Source organism: Aerococcus sp. Group 1 (assembly GCF_000193205.1).
Classification (GTDB): domain Bacteria; phylum Bacillota; class Bacilli; order Lactobacillales; family Aerococcaceae; genus Aerococcus; species Aerococcus urinae_A.
Genome location: NC_015278.1, coordinates 460,510 through 482,333, shown reverse-complemented (window position 1 = coordinate 482,333; position 21,824 = coordinate 460,510). Strand labels below are relative to the sequence as shown.

General features: G+C 45.6%; 18 protein-coding genes, 3 rRNA genes and 1 riboswitch. Of the genes, 3 read left to right on the top strand and 18 right to left on the bottom strand.

Annotation, left to right across the window (positions count from 1 at the left end; genetic code table 11):
• Window positions 1–23: 23 nt before the first annotated feature.
• Window positions 24–1,844: an excinuclease ABC subunit UvrC gene (uvrC, locus tag HMPREF9243_RS02270; RefSeq protein ID WP_013669279.1), complete on the top strand. Its 1,821-nt coding sequence runs from the start codon at window positions 24–26 to the stop codon at window positions 1,842–1,844.
• Window positions 1,845–1,919: 75 nt separating this feature from the next.
• Here the strand turns inward: uvrC and HMPREF9243_RS02265 are convergent, their stop codons facing one another.
• From HMPREF9243_RS02265 to HMPREF9243_RS02245, 5 genes are all read right to left on the bottom strand, one after another.
• Window positions 1,920–3,872 (bottom strand): DUF975 family protein, encoded by a 1,953-nt coding sequence (locus HMPREF9243_RS02265; RefSeq protein WP_013669785.1) that lies wholly within the window; start codon window positions 3,870–3,872, stop codon window positions 1,920–1,922.
• A gap of 21 nt (window positions 3,873–3,893) precedes the next feature.
• Window positions 3,894–4,730 (bottom strand): hypothetical protein, encoded by an 837-nt coding sequence (locus HMPREF9243_RS02260; protein ID WP_013669501.1) that lies wholly within the window; start codon window positions 4,728–4,730, stop codon window positions 3,894–3,896.
• Between the two features lie 14 nt (window positions 4,731–4,744).
• Complete coding sequence (locus HMPREF9243_RS02255; protein WP_013670007.1) at window positions 4,745–5,089, bottom strand: barstar family protein; 345 nt, start codon at window positions 5,087–5,089, stop codon at window positions 4,745–4,747.
• Window positions 5,090–5,100: 11 nt separating this feature from the next.
• A complete protein-coding gene (locus HMPREF9243_RS02250; protein ID WP_013669709.1) occupies window positions 5,101–5,547 on the bottom strand; it encodes a ribonuclease domain-containing protein in 447 nt (148 codons plus the stop codon).
• A gap of 131 nt (window positions 5,548–5,678) precedes the next feature.
• Window positions 5,679–6,044, bottom strand: coding sequence for a thiol reductase thioredoxin (locus HMPREF9243_RS02245; protein ID WP_013668558.1), 366 nt, complete (start codon window positions 6,042–6,044; stop codon window positions 5,679–5,681).
• Between the two features lie 141 nt (window positions 6,045–6,185).
• Between HMPREF9243_RS02245 and HMPREF9243_RS02240 the strand changes: the two genes are divergently transcribed.
• Window positions 6,186–7,130, top strand: coding sequence for a glycosyltransferase family 2 protein (locus HMPREF9243_RS02240; RefSeq protein ID WP_013669858.1), 945 nt, complete (start codon window positions 6,186–6,188; stop codon window positions 7,128–7,130).
• Between the two features lie 23 nt (window positions 7,131–7,153).
• Here HMPREF9243_RS02240 and HMPREF9243_RS02235 read toward each other — a convergent pair whose 3' ends face one another.
• From HMPREF9243_RS02235 to HMPREF9243_RS02220, 4 genes are all read right to left on the bottom strand, one after another.
• On the bottom strand, window positions 7,154–7,696 hold the full coding sequence (locus tag HMPREF9243_RS02235; protein WP_013668750.1) for a 5' nucleotidase, NT5C type: 543 nt from the start codon (window positions 7,694–7,696) through the stop codon (window positions 7,154–7,156).
• Window positions 7,697–7,971: 275 nt separating this feature from the next.
• Window positions 7,972–8,087: ribosomal RNA gene (gene rrf, locus HMPREF9243_RS02230) — 5S ribosomal RNA — on the bottom strand.
• A 76-nt stretch (window positions 8,088–8,163) separates the two neighbouring features.
• Window positions 8,164–11,069: ribosomal RNA gene (locus tag HMPREF9243_RS02225) — 23S ribosomal RNA — on the bottom strand.
• A gap of 211 nt (window positions 11,070–11,280) precedes the next feature.
• Window positions 11,281–12,828 (bottom strand): 16S ribosomal RNA (locus HMPREF9243_RS02220).
• The 16S, 23S and 5S rRNA genes sit together here, the layout of an rRNA operon.
• Window positions 12,829–13,266: 438 nt before the next feature.
• Between HMPREF9243_RS02220 and HMPREF9243_RS02215 the strand changes: the two genes are divergently transcribed.
• The gene (locus HMPREF9243_RS02215) at window positions 13,267–13,638 is read left to right on the top strand and encodes a thioesterase family protein (protein ID WP_013669552.1); all 372 of its coding nucleotides are present in this window, start codon (window positions 13,267–13,269) and stop codon (window positions 13,636–13,638) included.
• 56 nt (window positions 13,639–13,694) lie between these two features.
• Here the strand turns inward: HMPREF9243_RS02215 and HMPREF9243_RS02210 are convergent, their stop codons facing one another.
• From HMPREF9243_RS02210 to acpS, 9 genes are all read right to left on the bottom strand, one after another.
• On the bottom strand, window positions 13,695–15,020 hold the full coding sequence (locus HMPREF9243_RS02210; RefSeq protein WP_013668635.1) for a hemolysin family protein: 1,326 nt from the start codon (window positions 15,018–15,020) through the stop codon (window positions 13,695–13,697).
• A 528-nt stretch (window positions 15,021–15,548) separates the two neighbouring features.
• Complete coding sequence (locus tag HMPREF9243_RS02205) at window positions 15,549–16,319, bottom strand: ABC transporter permease subunit (protein ID WP_013668853.1); 771 nt, start codon at window positions 16,317–16,319, stop codon at window positions 15,549–15,551.
• Window positions 16,316–17,212, bottom strand: a complete 897-nt coding sequence (locus HMPREF9243_RS02200) for an ABC transporter ATP-binding protein (protein ID WP_013668964.1) — start codon at window positions 17,210–17,212, stop codon at window positions 16,316–16,318. The genes HMPREF9243_RS02205 and HMPREF9243_RS02200 overlap by 4 nt, the downstream gene beginning before the upstream one ends.
• The gene (locus HMPREF9243_RS02195) at window positions 17,212–17,415 is read right to left on the bottom strand and encodes a PLDc N-terminal domain-containing protein (RefSeq protein ID WP_013669901.1); all 204 of its coding nucleotides are present in this window, start codon (window positions 17,413–17,415) and stop codon (window positions 17,212–17,214) included. Before HMPREF9243_RS02195 ends, HMPREF9243_RS02200 begins: the two co-directional genes overlap by 1 nt.
• A complete protein-coding gene (locus HMPREF9243_RS02190; RefSeq protein ID WP_013669176.1) occupies window positions 17,408–18,178 on the bottom strand; it encodes a MerR family transcriptional regulator in 771 nt (256 codons plus the stop codon). Before HMPREF9243_RS02190 ends, HMPREF9243_RS02195 begins: the two co-directional genes overlap by 8 nt.
• A gap of 230 nt (window positions 18,179–18,408) precedes the next feature.
• Window positions 18,409–18,912 carry a QueT transporter family protein gene (locus HMPREF9243_RS02185; protein WP_013669148.1) on the bottom strand — a complete coding sequence of 168 codons (504 nt, stop codon included), beginning with the start codon at window positions 18,910–18,912 and terminating at the stop codon, window positions 18,409–18,411.
• A 7-nt stretch (window positions 18,913–18,919) separates the two neighbouring features.
• Window positions 18,920–18,964, bottom strand: a riboswitch (PreQ1 riboswitch).
• 37 nt (window positions 18,965–19,001) lie between these two features.
• A complete protein-coding gene (locus HMPREF9243_RS02180) occupies window positions 19,002–20,201 on the bottom strand; it encodes an MFS transporter (protein ID WP_013670081.1) in 1,200 nt (399 codons plus the stop codon).
• Between the two features lie 453 nt (window positions 20,202–20,654).
• Complete coding sequence (locus HMPREF9243_RS02175) at window positions 20,655–21,338, bottom strand: DUF2179 domain-containing protein (protein ID WP_013668608.1); 684 nt, start codon at window positions 21,336–21,338, stop codon at window positions 20,655–20,657.
• Window positions 21,339–21,460: 122 nt separating this feature from the next.
• Entirely contained in the window at window positions 21,461–21,817 is a 357-nt protein-coding gene (acpS, locus tag HMPREF9243_RS02170; protein WP_013669579.1) for a holo-ACP synthase, read from the bottom strand.
• Between the last annotated feature and the right edge of the window lie 7 nt (window positions 21,818–21,824).

Below are 21,824 nucleotides of genomic sequence, written 5' to 3'. Positions count from 1 at the left end.
GATTAGAAAGGAGATGATTCTTGGTGGCCAACCAACTGATCGAGAACAAATTGAAATTAGTCCCTAAGAAACCAGGTTGTTACATCATGAAAGACCGCAACCAACACATTATCTACATTGGAAAAGCCAAGAATCTCTTTAACCGGGTGCATTCCTACTTCCGCAGCCAGCATACCGGTAAAACGGCTCAACTGGTCGCAGAAATTGCTGACTTTGAAGTCATTATGACCAACACCAACAAGGAAAGTCTCTTGTTGGAAATTAATCTTATCAAAAAATACAAACCGCATTATAACATTATGCTCAAATATGGGACCATGTATCCCTACCTGAAAATCACCAATGAAGAAGACCCCCAACTGATCATCACTTCTGACGTCAAAAAAGATGGCGGCAAATACTTTGGCCCTTATCCCAATGTCAATGCCGCCACCAGTACCCGGGACCTTCTCCAAAAAACCTACCCCCTAAGAAAATGTGGCAAGAATGAAAAACGAGCTTGCTTCTACTACCATCTGGGCCAATGTATTGGCTGCTGTGACCATGAGGTTTCGGCCCAAGAATACGCCCAACAAATTAAGCGAATTACCCGTTTTTTGAATGGGGACGTCCAAACCATTAAAAATGACCTGCAAAATAAGATGGCTACTGCTTCAGAAAATATGCACTATGAGCGGGCCGCTGAATACCGCGACCAAATTAACTATATTGAGCAAACCGTTGAACCGCAAAATGTGATGAGTAAGCAATACAATAACCGCGATGTTTTTGCCTATTACTACAACCATGGCTGGATCAGCATCCAAGTCTTTCTCCTGCGCCAGTTTTCCATTATCAAGCGGGATTCGGCCCTCTTCGCCTGCTATAACGATCCTGCGGAAGAATTGACCTCCTATATTGTTCAGTTCTACCAAGAGCAAAACCACACCCTACCTAAGGAAGTCCTGGTACCAGAAAATATCGATACCCATCTCTTGAGCGATGCTCTCGAGATCTCCGTGGTCAACCCTAAACGCGGGGATAAACGCCATATGCTGGACCTGGCTACCGAAAATGCCCAATTGGCCCACGAACAAAAATTCCGCTTGTTAGAAATGAATGAGAAGAAAACCCGGGGAGCCGTTGAAGAGCTTAGTGACGCCTTAAATCTGCCCTATCTCAGACGGATGGAAAGCTTTGACTTTTCCAATATTTCTGGAGTGGATAATGTCTGTGGGATGGTGGTCTATGAAGATGGCCGCCCCAATAAGAAGGCCTACCGCAAGTTTAAAATCAAGTCCTTCCAAGGGGCCAATGAATACCAAGCTACCCAAGAAGTGATCCGTCGCCGCTATAGCCGGCTCTTAAAAGAAGGCAAGGACCTACCCGATATCGTTCTCATGGATGGGGGCAGTATTGAGGTTAATGCCGCTCGGGATGTCTTGGTCAATGAACTGGGCCTCGACGACTTACCGGTTGCTGGCATGGTCAAAGATGACAAGCACCGGACCTCCCACTTAATCTATGGCGATGACCATGCTATTGTGCCCCTAGATCCCAAGTCCCAAGCCTTCCACCTGGTTCAGAGAATTCAAATCGAAGTCGACCGCTATGCCAAGACCTTCCACCGGCAAGTCCATCACAAGAATTCTTTCCAATCCCGTCTGGATAGTGTCAAAGGGGTGGGACCGAAAACCCGGCGTAAGGTGCTCAGCCACTTTAAAACCATTAAGGCCATCCGCCAGGCTGATCTTAGTGAAATCCAAGGCCTGGGTATTTCTGAACAGGTCGCCGAATCCATCCACCGGCTGGCTTGGGAAGGCCACAAGGGGTCACCCTACTCAGAGCAAGATAAAAGTTCTTAGGCCTCTTTGATAGTTAATTAAATAGCAAAAAACGGAGTAGCTTGAGGCTTACTCCGTTTTTCTTTACACTTTTTACTATTTATCACTTGAATCTTGGTCTTCTTGATCTGAAGTCAAAGGATCGCCATCGAGGAAATCCGATTGATTCACAATAGACTTGTCATAACTGCTTTCCGCGCTGCGGTCAGCGGCGAGGAGGATATCGTCCTTATGCTTGGCTTGTTTAAAGTTGGTCTTCTTAGGGGTGTTATAGCCATAAGGGTCATAAGGTTTCTTCTCGACAGCTTCACTGGCTAGGTCAGCCTCAGTCTCCTCTTCGACAGTTTCTTCTGGGTCAGCTTTATCTACTGATGAATGACTGTCTTCTGATGGGGTTGATTCTTCCAGAACGGGGAAGTCAAAATCGCTTGTTTCTTCCTCCTCTGGACGGGTCTCAAAATGGTCTGTTTCTGCCGCTTCAGTTGCTTTATCTTGAGTCTCTTCCACTTGCTCTGGGACTCTCTCCGCTTGATCTGGAAGAGTTTCCTCATTAATAGGGCTTGCTTCAGGCTGACTATAATCTTCAGCCAGGTCGAAGATATCCGAAGCAGGTAGGACTTCTTCCTGTTGACGATCATCGAGGACATAGCCTGGATCAGCATATTCATAGGCCGTCTCATCCGGCTGATCAGACTCATTATCCCTTTGCGAATCAGAGCGAGCAGGCTCATCTTGACTGCCAGCTGGTGCCATCACCATAATCTCATCATCGTTGTCTTCAGCGTCTAATGAAGCGAGGTCAGAATCTGAACTCTCACTTTCTGGATAAGTGGATGGGGTTTGACTATAGCTGTCTTCTCCACCTGCCTTAAAATCATCTTGGTCTGGGCCATAGGTTTCTCTAAAGGCCGCTTCAGAAAGATAGTCGTCACTGGAACTAGCAGAATCATCCAGAGCGTTTAATTCAGAGGCATCGATAGCCATGGTATCGGCGGTAAATTGAGGACGATCTTCTGTGTGGTATAAGTCAGCAATATTATCGCTAGCTTCAGCGCCAAAACCAGGAAAATGATCATTGAGGTAGAGGGCATATTGCTTAGTTTGTTCCCGGTAAAAGACCGCTTGAACCACCATGAACTTAATCCAATTACCAAATAAGAATAAAGTTACCACCAGGCCTAGACCCAATTGGGCCCAGAAATAATAGTCTGCTTGAGGAAAGGCTGTCCTAAAGTAAGCCATCAAAAGGCTAACTAGCCCACCAATGATGAGGGGAAGGAAAAGATAGCCCAAGCCCATCTTGAATAAGCGCCACTTATTGCCCCGCATCAGTTGCCAGCTCATTCTCAAAGACCGGAAAACCCCGGTTTCTTCGTTATCGTAAGTTGGAAACATAATGAAGTTAAAACCATAGTAGAGCCAGCTGGTCAAGAGAGCAAGTAAAAATAGTAATAATAGCGCAATCAACAGATAGAGCACATGGACCACGATTCCGGTCACCTGGCCAATGGCTGCCCGGGCGGTGGAAAGAACGACCACATAATAGAAGAATAAAATCGTGGCTAAAACTAAATAAAAAACAAAGGCAGAGAACCAGCGTACAATAGCAGCCAAGAAATTGGTAATATAGTGGCGGACAGGCCGATGAGTAAAGGCTGACCACACCCGGCCAATGTGGTGGGCTCCCCCATCAACCATTTCTAATAAGGACCAAGGGGTACCATAGACCCAGACCTGAACCATGAAAAAGCTGATTAAGAAAGTCACCAATAGAGTGATTCCTAAAGCGATGGGGTCGGTATTTTGACTCATTTGGTTGATAATCTCAGTGATCAAAGCTGGTGTATCTAAGAATACCCGATTCACCGAAAAGCCTTGGACACTGACGGGTTGTAACCAATTGGCTAAAAAGCCCAAGAGGCTGGTAAAAACAAAAGTAACGAATAGATTAAGTAAAAACATCCCGGTTAAAGACAAGCGATTGCCAGAAATGGCTGACTTGGCCTTATCTTTTAGCTCGCGATTGCTTTGATTAAGTTTCAGCTGCATGTATATCCTCCTTATGACTCCTTAAACACTAAGAGCATTTTCCTCACGTTCCAATTGTAAAACAATAGCCGCTGCATAATTACGTTCAGCGGCAAAGCGTCCTGATTTGAGATGATAATCCACGTTTTGTCGGCTAGTTTGGTTCATCTTGGCTATGGCACTCGCATAGCCCTTTTCATAAAGACCAGTCACATAAAAATGGTCACTCTGTATTTTAGCATGTAAATCAACAATTTTTAAGGGCTTTCGCGCTTGAAAGTCAATGGTCTGGTAATCCTGTAATTTTTCCTCTAAAGCGTAGACCGGCATTTTTAAGATTTCCAAGGCTTCGATCTCTTGAAAAGGCCATTCACTGGTCATGGCATAGGCGGTATAGAGAGGAAATTGGAGTTCATAGGACAGTCGCAGGGCTCTTTGGATCTCAGACTGTCCTTTGATAATCTCTTGCCAGGCCAAAAGTAGCATATTGGTCAGCTGGTCCTCTAAATAATTAGCGTTATAGAGTAAGACCCCTTCTCCCAAGGACTGGGCCTCCAGGAGAGCTTGGCTCGCATAGTGATAGGCCGGGCTGGCGACTAGTCCGGCTTGTGAATCAAGACTGCCATAAGCGAGGCTGGCATTGACTTGAATCGGATACAGGAGCTGCTCGAGCAAGCGGTAGGCCAAGAAGGCTGACGCAGTATGGTTAAAGGATAAGAGCCATTGGTCCTCACTTAGGGCATACGGCGACTCCCAACGATCTGGGGTAAAAATTTGGGTCACAATTTCAATTCCCCGCTCTAATAATAACTGTAAATCGGCCTTGTCTAAGTCAGGGTAATGACCAGCAATATAAAGTAAAGTCTTCCTGGCTGTCACGTGACTCTTCCTTTCTAGTCAATAATTTCAAGCTGGGGATTTGCCGCTCTTGCCGCCTTAATCATAGTAAAAAAAGGCTCGGCCTTGCTTGCCAGATTGCTTCTTAAGTCAACGGGGTGCTTCAGGATAAGCTTGAGAGGTTTAGCGTTGGCGGTCAACACATCATATAGAGCGTCCAAGTTGCCGGCAAAAGTCACGCTCTTATCCATCCCCTGGGCAAAGGCCCGGTAGAGGTCCTGGCTATCCTTGATCACCTGGCCATCGAGAACCACCTGATAGGCCCGCGATTGACGCTTCACCTGTCCCTGGTAGCGTTTAGGAGATGTTTGCATCTTTCTAGTATTATTTTTCCCGTTCATTGTCCTTCACCTCAATACAACTGTTTAAAGCTTTGGTAGTGGTCATCCGTATAGTAGATGTCGCCAGATGAGGAATACACTAGGCGGTCATCGCCCCGATAGCCCCCATAGTAGTTAACATCGGCCTCTCGGTAAGTCTTATCAGCCGGTAGCTTCTTTTCGAAGTTACCAAAATGGTCGCCACCAATGGTTTTCTTATCGGTCACTTCCCATAAATTGCCCTTATCACTTTCCCACCCAGCCGCCTGGGCTTCTTTTTTGGTGATATAATTTGGCGGAAGTTCCTGGTAGGCATTGAGATAGGCACTGACCTCTTCATCAGAACGGTAAACCTGACCATATTCCACCTGGTCTCCTGCTTGCTGGGAGACTTGATCCAGAACCTGGTCCAAGTCTTGGCAACTCGCTAGACAAAAGGCTAAAATTCCCGTTAAGAGAAAAGTTAAAAACCGCTTCATTGCAATAATCACCTACTTCATTTTTCTCTATTATAGCAAAAGCCTAGCTAAAAGAAAAAAGGTGTCCAATCCAACATTGACACCCTTTTCCAGAGACTTGCTCTTATTTTTATTTTGTCGCCAATGAGAAATTATTGGGCGATTTTCTCTCTAATGCTTTCGATCGAATCGGAAGAATCAACCCCTAAATTTTCTAAGCGTTTTTCACCACCGATACGCACTAGGGCAGGCACTGTTGCCACTTGAGCTTGTTCTCTAAATTCCTGGATAGCAACGCTTTCTGCGGTAGCCGTCGAATCCAGGTAGGCAAGTTCTAAGTCATCGCTTTCAATGATTTCAATTAATTTAGGTAGGAACTTGCGGCAATAAGGACAAGTTGGCCGGCCCACGAAAACTAAGGATTCTTCCTTACTATCTAGATTAGAGAGCAGGTCCTTAGCGTTCACACGGTTTAATTTTTCAACTGCTTCATTAAATTCACTTTCACTATAAGCCATATTTCCACAACCTTTCTCCCCTATAATAACTTAAATTTCATAAAAATTAAAATAAATGAATTATAAAAGTCCTGACTTTTGCTATACTCAAGGGTGTAAGCACGAGAACCAGACTTGTAAAGTAAACATGAGGTGACCCCATTGAAGTCAATTTCTATTATTATCCCTTGCTACAATGAAGCCGATAATATCCGCCCCTACTACCAGGCCATGTTAGCGACCATGGCTCACTTCCCTGACCCATTGAACTGGCAGCTCCTATTTATTGATGACGGATCAACAGACCAGACCCTCCAAGAAATCAAGACCCTGAGCCAAGCAGATCCGCGGCTAACTTACCTGGCTTTTTCCCGGAACTTCGGCAAGGAAGCGGGCATTTATGCTGGCTTACAACACAGCCACGGAGACTATGTGGTGATTATGGACGTCGACCTCCAAGACCCGCCTGAACTGTTGGTCCCCATGTACCAAAAACTCAAAGAAGAAGACTATGACTGTGTGGTGACCCGCCGTCAAGACCGGCAAGGAGAATCTTGGTTTCGCTCCCAATGTGCCCGTCTCTTTTACTGGCTGATTAACCAATTATCCCACACACCTATTCGCAGCGGGGAAAGAGACTACCGCATGATGACTCGGCAAATGGTTGATAGTGTCCTCAAGGTGAGTGAAGTCAATCGTTTCTCTAAGGGAATCTTTAATTGGGTCGGCTACCAAAAGGCCTATATCGATTTTCCCAACCACCAACGTCAGTTTGGCCACAGCCATTTTAGCTTTTGGAATCTCTTGGTATATTCCTTAGAAGGGATTATTTCTTTTTCACAAATTCCCCTCAACATCATCGCTATCCTAGGCCTGATCGTCTTTATCCTAGCTATTGGATTAGCGGCCTTCTTTATGGTCCGTACCCTGCTCTTTGGTAATCCCACCTCGGGCTGGACGTCAACCATTGTTATTATTTTACTCATGGGCGGTTTACAAATGCTTTCTCTGGGCATTGTGGGTAAATACATTGGCAAGACTTTTCTGGAAAGCAAGAGACGCCCCCTTTACCTGGTAAAAGAAAGTAACCTTGAAGAAGACGACTAATAAAATGCTTTTTACTTAGATATTTATTCAGTCAATCGAGCAGATCCATAAAAGTAGTCCAGGGCTGCCTCCCAATTATCCAGCCGGTCGGGATAATTTTCCGTCAGGTTATGGGGTGCTGAAAAGAGCAGCCCCTTACCATTAAAGCCTTGAAAATGACGACTATTATCATCAATCAAATAATCAGCCCCCAAAATCGACTTTTGCCCACAGAAAACATAGTGACTATCGGGAATAAAGTCAAAGTGTTGGGTTAACCACTCATACTTAGCCGTAAAAGAACTCGGAAATTCCATTGCAGCCGTAGTAATAAAGACTTCATAATCCTGACTGAGGTGCCAAAGGGCCTTTTGTGCCCCCTCAATGATCCCAAGATCAGCAAAATAATTAGGATCAGCCACCATATCATGGAGTGCTTTTTGGTACTGGGGAAATAATTGATCCAAGTTCTTCCCAAGGAGGTCTTCTTTTTTAATTTGAAAATCATAGTTTTCATTAAACAAACGAATTTGCTTGGCTAAAAAATCCGCAATCACTTCGTCCATATCAACAGCAATTTTTTGCATAGGCGTCCTCCCTTTCTTAAGTGTGCACGGAAAGCAAATTTTCTTTCTACTTAGAGCTAAGTTAGCATCATTAGTACCGGCAAGCAGTCTATACTAGCTAGATCAGAGCTGGTTTTTATGCTGTTTACACTAGCTTGTCAGCAAGCTCTTTTTTCTTCTTCACTATTAATTTATATCTTCCTACTTATCCTATGCCCTATTAAAACACAGACCAGTAGCTAATTCCAAAATAAGCTACAAAAAAAAGCCATTCCTATTGGAATGACTCCTTGTTAGCACGGCAACGTCCTAGTCTCACAGGGGGCAACCCCCAACTACATTCGGCGCTAAGAAGCTTAACTGCTGTGTTCGGGATGGATACAGGTGGGTCCTTCTTGCCATCGTCACCGTACAATTTATTTTTTTGAGCTTGTTCGCTCAAAACTGAATCTATCATGCCTTCCTTAAACCTCATACAACCTTATCCTTTGGATAAGTCCTCGACCGATTAGTATTTGTCCGCTCCACTTATTGCTAAGCTTCCACTCCAAACCTATCAACCTGATCGTCTTTCAGGGGTCTTACTACTTTAAAAGTATGGGAAATCTCATCTTGAGGGGGGCTTCACGCTTAGATGCTTTCAGCGCTTATCCCGTCCACACATAGCTACCCAGCCATGCTCCTGGTGGAACAACTGGTACACCAGCGGTGTGTCCATCCCGGTCCTCTCGTACTAAGGACAGCTCCTCTCAAATTTCCAACGCCCGCGACGGATAGGGACCGAACTGTCTCACGACGTTCTGAACCCAGCTCGCGTACCGCTTTAATGGGCGAACAGCCCAACCCTTGGGACCGACTTCAGCCCCAGGATGCGATGAGCCGACATCGAGGTGCCAAACCTCCCCGTCGATGTGAACTCTTGGGGGAGATAAGCCTGTTATCCCCAGGGTAGCTTTTATCCGTTGAGCGATGGCCCTTCCATGCGGAACCACCGGATCACTAAGCCCGACTTTCGTCCCTGCTCGACTTGTAGGTCTCGCAGTCAAGCTCCCTTCTGCCTTTACACTCTGCGAATGATTTCCAACCATTCTGAGGGAACCTTTGGGCGCCTCCGTTACACTTTAGGAGGCGACCGCCCCAGTCAAACTGCCTGACTGACACTGTCTCCCGACCAGCTAATGGTCGCGGGTTAGAATGGTCATCCCACAAGGGTAGTATCCCACCAGTGCCTCCATCGAGACTAGCGTCCCGACTTCGATGGCTCCTACCTATCCTGTACATGTGGCACAAACATTCAATATCAACCTACAGTAAAGCTCCATGGGGTCTTTCCGTCCTGTCGCGGGTAACCAGCATCTTCACTGGTACTACAATTTCACCGAGCCTCTCGTTGAGACAGTGCCCAAATCGTTACGCCTTTCGTGCGGGTCAGAACTTACCTGACAAGGAATTTCGCTACCTTAGGACCGTTATAGTTACGGCCGCCGTTTACTGGGGCTTCAATTCAGAGCTTCGCCCGAGGGCTAACCCTTCCTCTTAACCTTCCAGCACCGGGCAGGCGTCAGCCTCTATACATCATCTTTCGATTTGGCAGAGACCTATGTTTTTGATAAACAGTCGCTTGGGCCTATTCACTGCGGCTGACCTTGCGGTCAGCACCCCTTCTCCCGAAGTTACGGGGTCATTTTGCCGAGTTCCTTAACGAGAGTTCGCTCGCTCACCTTAGTGTTCTCCACTCGACTACCTGTGTCGGTTTGCGGTACGGGTTGTTTGATTCTCACTAGAAACTTTTCTTGACAGCGTGACGTCGGCGGCTTCGGTACTAAATTTCCCTCCCCGTCACAACTCATGAAGTCTGAGGCAAGCCTTTCACTCACCTTCTCACTCATTGCTTGGACGCGTTTTTCCATCTCCGCGCTCCGCTTAGCCTTCTGTGTCCTTCCATCGCTCAAACAAATCAAACAAGTACAGGAATCTCAACCTGTTGTCCATCGCCTATCCCTTTCGGTCTCGGCTTAGGTCCCGACTAACCCTGGGAGGACGAGCCTTCCCCAGGAAACCTTAGTCATTCGGTGGACGGGATTCTCACCCGTCTTTCGCTACTCATACCGGCATTCTCACTTCTATACGCTCCACATGTCCTCACGATCATGCTTCTCTGCCTATAGAACGCTCTCCTACCATCCTACGGATCCACAGCTTCGGTGTTCAGTTTAGCCCCGGTACATTTTCGGCGCAGGGTCACTCGACTAGTGAGCTATTACGCACTCTTTCAATGATGGCTGCTTCTAAGCCAACATCCTAGTTGTCTAAGCAACCCCACATCCTTTTCCACTTAACTGAAACTTTGGGACCTTAGCTGGTGGTCTGGGCTCTTTCCCTTTCGACTACGGATCTTATCACTCGCAGTCTGACTCCCGGACTAAACTATTTGGCATTCGGAGTTTATCAGATGTCGGTAATCCAGGATGGACCCCTCGATCAAACAGTGCTCTACCTCCAATAGTCATCATCCGAGGCTAGCCCTAAAGCTATTTCGGAGAGAACCAGCTATCTCCAAGTTCGATTGGAATTTCACCGCTACCCACACCTCATCCCCGCCTTTTTCAACAGACGTGGGTTCGGCCCTCCAGTGTGTTTTACCACACCTTCAGCCTGGACATGAGTAGATCACTTGGTTTCGGGTCGACGACAACAAACTCAACGCCCTCTTCAGACTCGCTTTCGCTGTGGCTCCGCTTCTTCAGCTTAACCTTGCTTGCTATCGTCACTCGCCGGTCCGTTCTACAAAAAGTACGCCATCACCCCTTAACGGGCTCTGACTGCTTGTAGGCATACGGTTTCAGGTACTCTTTCACTCCCCTTCCGGGGTGCTTTTCACCTTTCCCTCACGGTACTGGTTCACTATCGGTCACTAGGGAGTATTTAGGCTTGCCAGATGGTCCTGGCGGATTCCGACGGAATTTCACGTGTACCGCCGTACTCAGGATACTGAATGAGGTGGCTGAGCTTTCGCCTACGGGATTGTCACCCTCTCTGATCGCCCTTTCCATGGCGTTCGACTAGCTCATTCACTCCCGTCCATCAGTCCTACAACCCCAGCATGCAAGCACGCTGGTTTGGCCTCTTTCCGTTTCGCTCGCCGCTACTCGGGAAATCGATTTTTCTTTCTCTTCCTGTGGCTACTGAGATGTTTCAGTTCACCACGTCTACCTTCCACTCAGCTATGTGTTCACTGCGTGGACCATTGTCGATAAAAACAATGAGGTTCCCCCATTCGGAAATCTCCGGATCAAAGCTTACTTACAGCTCCCCGAAGCATATCGGTGTTCGTCCCGTCCTTCATCGGCTCCTAGTGCCAAGGCATTCACCGTACGCCCTTATTCACTTAACCACCGGTTAAGTTGTATGATGCGAAAAGTTTTAAAACTCTTTCTTTTTCGGTTTTTACGCTTGGTAAAATTGGTTTATTGACATTTCTATCTCGCAAAAAATAGAAATGCGGAATGTTATGATAGTATTCAGTTTTCAAAGAACAATAGAGAGTTAGACCTCTCAAAACTAAACAAAGAAGACTCAAATATGTATTCCGAATATATCCTTAGAAAGGAGGTGATCCAGCCGCAGGTTCACCTACGGCTACCTTGTTACGACTTCACCCCAATCATCTGTCCCACCTTCGGCGGCTGGCTCCAAAGGTTACCTCACCGACTTCAGGTGTTACAAACTCTCGTGGTGTGACGGGCGGTGTGTACAAGACCCGGGAACGTATTCACCGCGGCGTGCTGATCCGCGATTACTAGCGATTCCGGCTTCATGTAGTCGAGTTGCAGACTACAATCCGAACTGAGAATGGCTTTAAGAGATTCGCTTGCTTTCACAAGGTCGCTGCTCGTTGTACCATCCATTGTAGCACGTGTGTAGCCCAAGTCATAAGGGGCATGATGATTTGACGTCATCCCCGCCTTCCTCCGGTTTGTCACCGGCAGTCTCGCTAGAGTGCCCAACTCAATGCTGGCAACTAACAATAAGGGTTGCGCTCGTTGCGGGACTTAACCCAACATCTCACGACACGAGCTGACGACAACCATGCACCACCTGTCACTTTGTCCCCGAAAGGAAAGCTCTATCTCTAGAGTGGTCAAAGGATGTCAAGACTTGGTAAGGTTCTTCGCGTTGCTTCGAATTAAACCACATGCTCCACCGCTTGTGCGGGTCCCCGTCAATTCCTTTGAGTTTCAGCCTTGCGGCCGTACTCCCCAGGCGGAGTGCTTAATGCGTTAACTCCGGCACTGAAGGGTGGAAACCCTCCAACACCTAGCACTCATCGTTTACGGCGTGGACTACCAGGGTATCTAATCCTGTTTGCTACCCACGCTTTCGGGCCTCAGCGTCAGTGACAGACCAGAAAGTCGCCTTCGCCACTGGTGTTCTTCCATATATCTACGCATTCCACCGCTACACATGGAGTTCCACTTTCCTCTTCTGTACTCAAGTTCCCCAGTTTCCAATGCCCTTCCACGGTTAAGCCGTGGGCTTTCACATCAGACTTAAGAAACCGCCTGCGCCCCCTTTACGCCCAATAAATCCGGACAACGCTTGCCACCTACGTATTACCGCGGCTGCTGGCACGTAGTTAGCCGTGGCTTTCTGGTAAGATACCGTCAAGACTGGAGCAGTTACTCTCCAATTTGTTCTTCTCTTACAACAGAGCTTTACGATCCGAAAACCTTCTTCACTCACGCGGCGTTGCTCCGTCAGGCTTGCGCCCATTGCGGAAGATTCCCTACTGCTGCCTCCCGTAGGAGTTTGGGCCGTGTCTCAGTCCCAATGTGGCCGATTACCCTCTCAGGTCGGCTATGCATCATTGCCTTGGTAGGCCGTTACCCCACCAACGAGCTAATGCACCGCAAGGCCATCGATAAGTGACAGCAAAGCCGTCTTTCCAAACACCACCATGAGGTGGTGTTTCCTATGCGGTATTAGCACCCGTTTCCGGATGTTGTCCCCCGCTTATCGGTAGGTTCCTTACGTGTTACTCACCCGTCCGCCGCTAACGTCAGAAGTGCAAGCACTTCGTCGGTTCGCTCGACTTGCATGTATTAGGCACGCCGCCAGCGTTCGTCCTGAGCCAGGATCAAACTCTCATGAAAGAATCATGAGCGTTGAATAGCTCATTTGTTTGCTGACTAGTTATAGTCTGGTCTAGACTTATTGTTTGAATTGTTGGTTCATCAACAAAGTGTTGATGCCCTACACATTTGGTTCGTCTTCTTTGTTCAGTTTTCAAAGGTCTAAATCTTGCCGTCTTTGTGACAGCGACTTAATTAGTATACCATAGCTTCCAAACGCTTGTCAACAACTTTTCGAAAAGTTTTTTTATTTCGAAACTTTTGTTGGCTACGCTCTCAGCCAGGAACTATATTATATAATCATTCAGAAGATTTTGTCAATAACTTTCTGAAATATTTTTTTGCTGGGGAGCTATTCGCTCTCAAGCAACTCTAATAGATTACCAGCTTATTTAGACATTGTCAACAGCTATGGTATAATTAATTTAAATTTTTATAATGCGCCCAAGGAGGATTACTATGGATACCTATTTTACTGTTTTACCCCACCAATTGGCTAACCAAGTTGGCTCAGGAAGTTTAGAAGTGCTTTCCAGTCCCTGGCTCTTAGGTTATTTCGAAAATGCAGCAGTGCGATTTTTGAAAGACCACTTAGAGGAAGAAGAAACGACCGTGGGAACCTATGCTCAGTTAGAACATTTGGCTCCTAGTCTCTTGAATGAAGAAATTCGTATTCATTGTGAATTGGTTGACCACGATGATCGTCATTATCATTTCCAAATGCAAGCCTATTGCCAAGACCAATTAATTGGTCGTTTAGACCACCGCCGCGTGAAAGTTAATAAGGAAAGCTTTATGAAGAAAGCCCAAGACAATTCATCCCTTCAATAGAAAAAAGCCTAAGTGGCCTGCGTATTTAAGCGCTCAAGGTCAACTTAGGCTTTTTCTTATTCGTTGTCGTCATCTTCACGAGGTTGGTAGTGGACTCTGATTTTACGAATCCGTCCATCATCTACATCAGTCGTGGTGAAGAGATAATCATCGACTTGGATGCTTTCATTAATGGTATCTTGGGGAAAGCGGCCCAAGTGTTCAATAATAATACCGGCCATGGTATCGGAGTCGCCCGAATAGATATGGGCATTGAACAGCTGATTAAACTTATCAATCGGCATACTTCCGTCAATGATATAGGTATCATCACTAACCTTCTTATATTTAAAGGACATTTCATCGTACTCATCTTCTATGTCCCCGACAATCACTTCAATCAAGTCTTCCAAGGTCACTAAACCGACCACTCCCCCGTATTCATCTTTTAAGATGGCCATGTGGAGGTGGTTACGCTTAAACTCTAAAAGCAAATCATCGATAAAGACCGTTTCCGGTGCAAAGTAAGGCTCGCGCATGATGTTTTCCATTTGAATATTTTCAAAGCCTACCCGGTTAGCTTCCCGTAAAACGTCCTTGGCATGGACAATACCGAGAATATCGTCCTTGTCATCCCGGTAAACCGGAATCCTGGAATATTGGGACTGAAGAATGAGCTGCAAGTTCTCCTCGCGGTCATCTTCAATATCCAGCATAAAGGTATCTGTCCGTGGCACCATAACGCCCTTAGCTAGCTTGGAATCCAAGGAGAGCACCCCTTGCATCATCCGAAATTCATCCATATCAATAATCCCGTCATTGCGGCCACTCTCAATTAACTTACGCATTTCAGAACGAGTCAAGCGTTCTTCTCTTTGGGTAAAGTCGATCGGTGCGATAGCCTTTAAGACGTCAGTCGAGGCGGTTAATAACCAGACGAAAGGTGTAAACACTTTATTTAAGAATGATATCGTTCCTGCCGAAAATAGGCAGTACTTCTCTGGTATTTGGATGGCGACTTGCTTAGGAAAGAGCTCCCCAAAGACAAGGGAGATATAAGACAAAATCACCGTAACAATCGCTGTAGCTAGAATTTCGGCAGCGGGTATATTAGCCAAATAAGGCAAGATGTAGCCTACAAAGGTATTGGCAGCCGATGCCGAGGATAAGAATCCAGCAAAGGTGATTCCTACCTGAATGGTAGACAGAAAGTCATCCGACTTATCCAGTAATTGGACCACTTTTACAGCGCGGCGGTCACCTTCCTCAGCCAATTGGTTGATCTTCCCTTGGTTAACAGAAACAAAGGCCATTTCTGCCCCAGCTAAGAAAGCATTAATTAAGGTTAATACCAGTATTAAAATTATTTGTCCTAGGATCGAAGAGGCCCCCGGATCTTCCATATATCATTTCTCCTTCATTGCTTCAAAAATGTCTTTATATTAGTCTAGTATATTATAATTTTTTTCGCCCGTCTATACTTTGCTCCAAGCATTCTTTAAGGGAAAACCTAGCCTTCCTTGATTCATTTTACCTTTCTATAAAAAAGAGCCTGGGACAAAATTCCCAGGCTCTTTTTAAAACACGAACTATCTATTCAAAACGTGCTCCAAAAGTCAGCCCTGACGTCCACTTCACACAGGGTGTGAGACTTGGCAACTAGACTTGGATGATTGGAGCAAGTCAGAATAAAAGCGAAGCATTCGCTTGTTTCTGACTTGTGAAATCAGTCCAAGTCTGCCAAGTCGAACCCAACTACGAACTATGTGCGATAGTTCTGCAACTATCTACCATAGTTTGTTCCAGTTGCTATAGCTGTTCGAAGCGCAAGCGAGTTACAGATATAGTATGCGAAGCGGTTCAGGGCTCTTTTGACTTTTGTCACACTCTCAAAGCACTTTCTAATTAAATGGACCACTAGACAGGATTGGCTACAATTGCCGGCGATTAAAGAGGGGGAAACTGAGACAGAGACTGCCCAGGATCAGCCCTCCCGTAATATAGATCGCTTGACGGCAGTCTTCAAAATCCAAACCTACTCCCAATAAGGCCTTCCCTTCCGTTAAGAGGATCGGAGAATAATCCTTACTTTGTGGGAAGACACTCAGCACATAGAAGACTAAGAGACTGGCAAACAAGGTTACTAGGACCCCACTAGAGGAAGTCGCCAGGGTGGAAGATACGAGGAGGAGACTGACAACTAAGAGTCCAAAACCATACCAGGCTAAGAGGGCAAGGGTTAAATCGTCCTGGTTAACACTGCCCAAATAATACTGGGTATAAGTTAAGGTGGTTAGCCAGCAAACACTGTAGGCCCCGGTCCAAAGCGTGACCAGGAAAATAAATTTGGCGAGAAGGAATTGGCTCCGTTTCAAACCCTTGGTCAAGACCAGAATCAAGGTCCCGGTCTGGTATTCCTTAGTTAAGAGTTGACTCTCCAAAAAGACAAAGCAGAGCATGGATAGGGGGAGGTTTTTAAAGAACTGCTCCCAAGCCATGGTCGCCGTCACTTCCACCACTTGAACCTGGATGGCTAGGCCGTTATCTTGGCTAGCAATTTGCTCAAGCATCCAAGGGGTGGCCAAGGCCAAGGCGGTATTCATTAAGCCAATCACAAAGAATACCAGGACTAAAATAAAGAGCTGCCCACCCCGCCACTGGGCTAAAAACTCCTTCTTCAGTAAAGTCATTAATGTCTTCATCGAACCACCTCTTGAAATAAATCATCTAAAGACGTCTCTACCCGCTCAACTTGCCGGAGGGCTAAGTCTTGGTCAGCCAACCAGGCTAAGACTACTTTCAAAGGATAATCTTGGCTAGAAAAGCGTAACTTACCTGCCTGGTCGAGTTGGCTCTTGGGAAAGGCTGCCTGAAAGCTTAATCGGTCTTCTACCTGCTCCAGCTCGACTTGGTAGCTGGGTCCACCCACCTGATGGGTCAAGGTTTCCAAGGGGCCGGCTAGGGCAATCTGCCCTTGGTTTAAGAGGGCCACATGGCTACAGACCTTTTCAACGTCTGACAAGATATGGGTGGAAAAAAGCACCGTGGTTTCCTGGCGAATATTAGACAAAATCGCTAGAATATCCCGCCGTCCCAAGGGATCTAAGGCCGAAGTAGGTTCGTCACAAATTAACAATTGTGGCCGTCCCATGAGGGCTTGGGCGATCCCTAAGCGCTGCTTCATTCCCCGCGAATAGCCTTTGATCCGTTGCTTGTCCTGACTTAAACCCACCAGGTCTAGGAGTTCTTGGCTTCGTTTCTTGGCATCCCTCACCGACATACCAGCAATTTGCCCTAAAAAGCGCAGGTATTCTTCTCCGGTCATAAAAGGATAGAAGGCCGGCACATCAGGCAGGTAGCCAATATAGCGGTTGGTTTGGGTCTGGCCATAGCTGACCCGCTCGCCTTTAACAAAAATTTGCCCCTGGTCGGCAGAGATAAGCCCCAGGATAAGTTTCATAGTGGTGGTCTTACCCGCCCCGTTTCTTCCAATGAAGCCAAAGACACTGCCTTGGGGTATCGACAAGCTTAAATCATTGAGAATTGTATGACTACCGAATTTTTTCGAGACATGATCCAAGGTCAAAATTGCCATCAGTCCTCCTCCTTACCAAAGAGTAGATAGAGGATCGGACCAACAAATTGCATAAAGACGACTACCACGACCAACCAGAAAGTCCGCCCCCCTCTTTTATAGGTCTTATGGGTGAGGATATGGTGGAGGGTGTAAACTAACAAAGCAACTTGTAAGATGATAACGGGAATTAAAAAGGGTAAATATTCACTCACATTATTCATGATGGTCTCCTTCTTTCTGAGCGAGAGTTTCCACGCAGTAGCCATGGTAGTGGCAATGCGGACAGGTTAGTTTCCGAGTATAGGGGGTATGTTTAGCAAAGATGGCTGCCTTCAAGTCCGGTTGAAAGTCATCATGGCATTCCGGACAAATATAGGCCACTTGTTTGAAATAATAACGACTAATGCCAAGCCCATAAGGGATAGCCAGGATGATATAGAGGGCCAACCAGACAAAGTTCCCCTGGGTCAGGAGTAAGACAATCGCCAAACCTGCTAAGAGACTAATCGGCAGAGCCGTTAAAAGGATAAAGAGATGTAATTGTTGAACATGTTTGCGTTTATTCATCATTTTGGCAATGCTCGATAAACCGGTGGCGGAAAGGTCAGTAAATGAATTGAGGCTTTTTTGCAGGGCTCTAAGTCGGTCGAGCTGAACTTCTTCTTGCTGGCGCTTAAGCTCCAAGGCTTGGATCTGTTGGTCGATTAATAAATCAATCAAGTCCCGGGCATTGTCCTCATCTAAGACCTGTTTGATATCGTCTAGGGAGAAGCCCAGGTCCTTCAAAAAACAGATCGTCTTCATTTGATTGAGGTCGCCTTCGGAATATAAACGCCGACCCCCTTCAGAAATACTGGTTGGAAAAACCAGACCGCGTTTGTGGTAGTACTGAACCGTTCTCACAGTCACCCCCGCTAATTTAGCCAATTCACCACTTGTATAAGTTGCCACAGGTTCACTTCCTTTCTTCTCATCATTAAGCATTGCTTTTCCTCCTTTCTGCCTGTAGATTAGCTTATGACGCTGGGTAATGAGCAAGTCTTTTCCCAATATTTTTTTAAATATTTCCTTTTTTAGGCAAAGACTTCGACAGGCAGTCTTTTTCTCTCTATTCTGCTTTTATCTATTTTACGAATACATACTATTTAAAGCCTTGGATTAAAAAAAGCTAGGACAAAGCCTAGCTTCGAATACAAATTCTATATGAAATCTTATTAAGCCATTTTTTCCTTAAAATGCACTTGACGGTCGATCCAGTACATAAGTGGTGCCGTGAGAGCTAAGACAATCAGCTCACTAACCACTAAGGTGAAGTAGGTGTACCAGAAAGGTAATTGGAAGGCTAGATTCAGTTCAAAAGCCACAATGAAAATCATCAATGAGAAAATCACTGTCGTTGCACCTAAGCGGGCCTTGATGGAAGGAAGCTTAGGGTAGATCCAATCACAGATCAAGAAACTAATCACCGTATGGAAGGTCCCAAAGACCAGGTCATACCAACCTAAACCATTGGCAAAACCATAGAAATTGGCAATGAAGACCCCTGCCACCACACCCCATTTATAGCGGCGGTCAAAGGCGTTCAAATGGTTCAGCCCTTCAGATAGGCGAAATTGAATCGGTCCATAGGCGATTTGAGGGGCGATAAAATAGATCACCACATAAATCGCCGCCACTAGGGCATTAATCACTAAGGGCCGGGTTTTGTTCTCTTGCATAGTATTTTTCCTCCTAGTTTTTTTACGTTGGATGGTTTCGAACAACGCACACCCCATTGTACCACAATTATTTTCCCTTAAAGAAGGCTTTACTCTCCCTCAAAAAAGAACTTCTTGATGCTATAGGAAACAGCAACTACCCCTAGCCCAGCTAAAGTAAAGCTCTGCCATTGGATTAGGGGAATGATCTTGCCAAATACAACATTAGCTAAAGGTGAAAACAAGGAGCTGAAAACAAAGAGCAATGAAAATACCCGACCTAAAAAATCCTGGTCGCTATGCTTTTGTATAATCGTGAACACCTTGGCGTTAATTTGAACCAGGTAAAAGCCATTAACAAAGGCACATAGGGAAATAAAGAAAATATGATGAAAAAATCCCGCCATTAACAAGACGACTGCTAGATACTTAAGATCTTGGATAAAACTTTCTTCCGATTGACCACTCCCATAACAGGTTAATATCACCCCTCCAAGAATACCGCCCAGAGCTTCTGTACTAAGGACTAGGCTATATATCTTGTCAGACCCCTTTAATAAGACATTGATGGCATAGGGAATAACTAAGTCATAAGAAGTCATTATAAAATTTAATAAGGAAATGAAGACCATGACTCCTAAAATCGCTCTCATCCTGCATACATACTTCAAACCAGAGACAAAATGCGCATGAAATTGAAAGGACTGACTAGCAGGTAAGTGATTGTTTTCATGGTAAGGCACAGAAGCAATGATTAGTACTGATAATAAAAAGGATAAGGAGTTTATCAGGATGAAGAAATTAAAATTGTTATTAATAGAGAGAATTAGCGAACCGATAATCGGAGCTCCTATCTTAATAATACTTGATAGGGTATTTTGGATAGAATTAAAACGTTCAATATCCTCCCCTAAGACCACATGAGGGACAATCGCCTTGGCGGCTGGGGAATTGATGGCCAAAGCAAGGCTCAAGATCACACTGGTAAGAATTAATATCAATTGATCAGCAAGATAATCTTTATATAATACAGAGCAGACTAAGCAAGCTATAAAGCTCATTAAGTCTGAAAAGATTAATAATTTTTTTCGATTCAGTTGATCAACAAGCGGGCCGACTAGAAGATTGGAAAACAATAAAATTGAAGTGCTGATACTATTTATTTTTCCTAATAATGCCGTATTTTGAGTTTGAGAAACGAGGAACCAATTGATAGCAAATAAGTAAAGGGTATCACCAATTAAGGAGACCCCGTAATTTGCCAGTAAAGGCAGACCCTGTCTTAAAGGTAACTTTTTATTCCCTCCCATAAGCAATTCCCTCTTTTCGCTTGTTTCAATAAAGTGACCAGAGACCACTTTCCTGGACCACTAATCATCGATTTCTAATCATCACTGAGCCTGAATTTTTGATTACTTTTAAATTAATTTAATGATTATATACAGAGTCTTCCTTCTTGTCAATTGCGATAAGAAAACAGGAAAACCCCTAGAGTCGTTTAACTTTTTTCAAGTTTGACTCTAGGGGTCACTAAGATATAAGGAGAGTGTGACAAAAGTCAAAAGAGGCCTGAACCGCTTCGCATACTATATCTGTAACTCGCTCTTCGCTTCGAACAGCTATAGCAAGTGGAGCGACCTATGGTAGATAGTTGCAAAACTATCGCACATCGTTCGTAGTTGGGTTCAATTTGGCAGACTTGGAGTGATTTCACAAGTCAGAAACAAGCGAATGGTTCGTGTTTTAAAAAGAACCTGGGACTGTTATCCCAGGCTCACTATTTTATTCTTCCAATCCCACACAAGCACGGGCCTCGTCCGAGGAAAATTCTTAGCAAGTGGTTTTGATTGCTTAGTCTTCCTTGTCCTTGCTTTCATCCTCCCCCTGCCTTTTACTTTTTTCCTCATGGGTTTTCTAGGATGGGGAAGACTGGGCCGCAAACGCTTGGTCCAAAAACCACCGTGGATATATTTGGCATCATAAGAGATATAGAAGACCTTGGGATCAATGGTTTCAATGGTCCGGCAGACTTGCTGTTCTCTGGACCACGGAGTTAAGACCGTCATGATTAAGCGGTCGCCATCCCGGCCGTACCCAGTCTGCACCGTCACCCCATAACCTTGTTGGCGCAAGCTTTGGGCCAAATGATTATCGGTCGACTGGGTAAAAATCTGAATCACTGCATGTCCCAGGGCAATCTTATCTTCTAAGAGGATGCCCAGGTAGATCCCAATCCCGTAACCTAGGGCATAAACCACCAGGTAGATCGGGCTATCCAGGTATTTCATCACCACAGAAAGCCCGATGGTATAGATAGTCACCTCAATCATGGCGATAAAAGGCGCAATGGACCGGTAGCCCCGCATAGCCAGTAAGGTGCGGATGGTGTTAAGCATAATATAAATTAAATTAATGCCAAAGATAAAGAGTAAAATAAAAATATTCATGACCTTCCTCCTCCCTAGTAAAATTAGCACAGATTGGCTTATAATTAAAGAAATAAAAAAATAAATTTACTAACAAAAAACTGCAGCCCACTGGCAAAATCCTGCCAGAGACTGCAGTTTCTTTATTCTTCTAAGACCACAAAGGCTTGGGCATAGTCATCGGTATGGGTGATCGAAAGAAAAATCTTGCCCGAATAGGCGGCGGTGTTCAGGTGGGGGCGGCCCTTTTGGTCATTTAATATTTCCAGGTCCTGGAAGGATAGGGATAGGCCAATGCCGGTCCCCAAGGCCTTGGCAAAGGCCTCTTTAGCCGCCCAGCGTCCCGAAAGAAATTCCATTTGGCGCTTCCAGCTGCTGTTAGCTTCCATGGCCTCTCGTTCACTTGCTGTTAATACCCGATTGGCAAAATCGGGGCGCTGTTTTTGCGCTTTTTCAATTCGTTTGATGTCAACTAAGTCGGTACCAATTCCTTTAATCATGGTCCGC